The organism is Streptomyces sp. NTH33, from assembly GCF_003236365.1.
In the GTDB taxonomy this organism is placed as follows: domain Bacteria; phylum Actinomycetota; class Actinomycetes; order Streptomycetales; family Streptomycetaceae; genus Streptomyces.
In genome coordinates, this window is the sequence record NZ_POTZ01000724.1 from 1 (window position 1) to 2,347 (window position 2,347).

2 protein-coding genes and 1 pseudogene are annotated in these 2,347 nt (G+C 74.7%); 1 reads left to right on the forward strand and 2 read right to left on the reverse strand.

The window, feature by feature from the left end; all coding sequences use genetic code 11:
* Positions 1 to 15: 15 nt before the first annotated feature.
* Positions 16 to 1,278 carry a PP2C family protein-serine/threonine phosphatase gene (locus tag C1I97_RS35500; RefSeq protein WP_111007060.1) on the reverse strand — a complete coding sequence of 421 codons (1,263 nt, stop codon included), beginning with the start codon at positions 1,276 to 1,278 and terminating at the stop codon, positions 16 to 18.
* Between the two features lie 190 nt (positions 1,279 to 1,468).
* Between C1I97_RS35500 and C1I97_RS35505 the strand changes: the two genes are divergently transcribed.
* Positions 1,469 to 1,834 (forward strand): STAS domain-containing protein, encoded by a 366-nt coding sequence (locus C1I97_RS35505; RefSeq protein ID WP_111007061.1) that lies wholly within the window; start codon positions 1,469 to 1,471, stop codon positions 1,832 to 1,834.
* A 35-nt stretch (positions 1,835 to 1,869) separates the two neighbouring features.
* Here C1I97_RS35505 and C1I97_RS35510 read toward each other — a convergent pair.
* Positions 1,870 to 2,337 (reverse strand): annotated as a pseudogene (locus tag C1I97_RS35510) (N,N-dimethylformamidase beta subunit family domain-containing protein); the annotation flags it as partial.
* Between the last annotated feature and the right edge of the window lie 10 nt (positions 2,338 to 2,347).

The window sequence follows — 2,347 nt, forward strand, 5'->3', positions numbered from 1 at the left end:
GCCCGGCCGTGTTCGTCAGGGCCGGGGACGCAGGCGGGCCGCGACCACGGCGGTGCCGTCGTCCGTGTGGCCGGCTCCCGGCCCGCCGGGGGTGCCGCCCGGAACCTCGTCCAGAAGTTCGTCCAGGAGTTCGCCGACGCCTTGGCCGGGCCGTACCCGCAGGGCGGTCAGGCGGGCGAGCGAGGTGTCGATGTCCTCGCCGCGCCGCTCGATCAGCCCGTAGGTGAACATCACCAGTGTGTCGTCCGGCGCGAGGGGCAGGCCGGCCGCCCGGTAGGCGCTGCCGCCGGTGCCGAGGGGAGGGCCCACGGGCAGCTCGACCGGGGCGGCGGTGCCGTCGGCGTGGACGACGACCGGGGGCGGGTGTCCCGCGCCGGCGAGCAGGGCCGTGCCGTGCACGGGGTCCAGCAGGACCAGCAGACAGGTCGCCGGGCGGCGGCCGCTCTCCGTGGACATCGCGGCGTCCAGCCGGCGCAGGATGCCGTGCGGCGCGAGGTCGGTGGAGGCGATGTACCGCAGCAGGGAGCGGTAGGCGTTCATGTCGACCGCCGCGTCCAGGCCGTGCCCCATGACGTCGCCGGCGACCAGCAGGGTGCGGCCGGAGTGCAGGCGTACCGCCTCGCACCAGTGGCCGCCCACCGGCCCGGGCGACCAGCGGGTGGCGAGGTCCACGTCGGGGTGGGAGCGTCCGGGGCCGGCGGACAGCACCTTCTGCAGGTCCCACACCCTGGGACCGGCCTCCCGCTGGTCGTCCGCGTGCCGCAGGTGGGCGGCGGCCAGCCGGGCCGCGTAGTGGACGGCCGCCGTCTCGTCGTCGTCGAAGGGGCGCCCGGCGCGCAGGGCGAGGACGACGCCGTGGACCCGGTCCCGGGTCAGCAGTGGCACCGAGAGGGTGGCCAGACCCGTACTTCTGCCGGGTGTGAAGGAGGCGGTGATGGGGTGGCCCGCGTCCAGGGCACGTACGGCGACCTCCTCGCGCGGGCCCCTCTCCAGGCTGCCGAGGAGGTCGTGCCGGCCGGCCGCGGCGGCCGGCCGCAGGGACTCGCCCGGTTCGCGGTGGCCCTCCTGCGGGCCGTAGAGGTCGACGGTCGCGGAGTCGCACAGCTCCTCGACCAGGAACGCGGCGAGTTCGGCCGCCGTCCTGCGGTCGTCGAGGGTCGTACCGATCGCGGAGAGCGCCCGATCCGCCCGTACGAAGCGGTTCGCGGCAGCGCTCCCGGGGCCCGACACCAGGTCGCCGTCCACGACCACCCCTTTCTGCCACCATGCCGTCCTCATCCCAGCACCGCGCGAGGGCGTCGGCGGGTAGCGACCCGCGGTGGCGGGCGGGACCGGAGCGGATTCCCACCGCGGTGAGGGGGTGATGCGCAGCGCGGCGGTGCGGCCCCTCACGAGCTTCACGAAGTCCTGACATCATGGCCGACAACCCCCTGACCGTGGCCATGCGTTGACAAGAAGTGAGGGCAGTGTGGCAGAGACCGAGGGACCGGCGGTGCCCGAGCGGCTGCTGATCACCCGTACCACGGCCGACGACGGCACCTGTGTCGTGGCCGTCGTGGGAGAGGTCGATCTCGACGGCAGCGCGCGGTTCCGCGAGGCGCTGCTCTCCTGCCCGGAGAGCGCGCCGGGCACGGTGGTCGACCTCAGTGGCGTGACTTTCATGGACTCCAGCGGCATCAACGCCCTCATCACCGCCCACCAGGCCGCCCAGGCGGGCGGCACCCGGCTGCGGCTGGCCGCGCCGCAGGAGCAGGTGCTGCGGGTGCTGCAGCTCGTCGGCGTGGACACGCTCATACCGTGCTACGCCGGCCTCGACGCGGCCCTCTCCTCCTGACGCTCCTCCTGGCACACCGTGAGGTCCCGGCCGGGTCAGGCCGTCCCGTACACCTGCCGGGTGTTGGGGCGGGGCGCCGGCCGGTGACGGGCGGCGGGGCCCTCGGCGAAGGCGCGCAGCAGGTTCTCGGTGGTCCGGGTGACGAAGGCACGGGTGCGGGCGTCCATGCCGTGGTCGCGGCCGCCCTCCGGGGTGCCGGCCATCAGCGCCTCCACCCAGCGCATGGTGCCGGTGGCGAAGACGCCCGCCCCGCCGGCCGCCGTGTAGTACGCCGAGTCACTGTGGCTGCGGTTGCCCGCGCACACCAGCGGCGAGTGGGCGGTGATCTCCAGCGGTTCGGGGACGGACGCGCCCGGGGTGACCCGGTCGTACTCCACTCCGACCAGGTGGTCGAAGCTCTCGCCGGGGCGGACGCCCGTGCCCTCGTACAGCCAGTGGTCCGCCGCGTGCACGACGTGGGGCGCGTCCACCGGGTAGCCCTCGTAGAGCACTCCGGTGACTGTCTCTTATACA

Coding starts and splice junctions, on each gene's coding strand:
- C1I97_RS35500 (WP_111007060.1), bottom strand. CDS start 1,278: ATGAGGACGGCATGGTGGCAGAAAGGGGTGGTCGTGGACGGCGACCTG.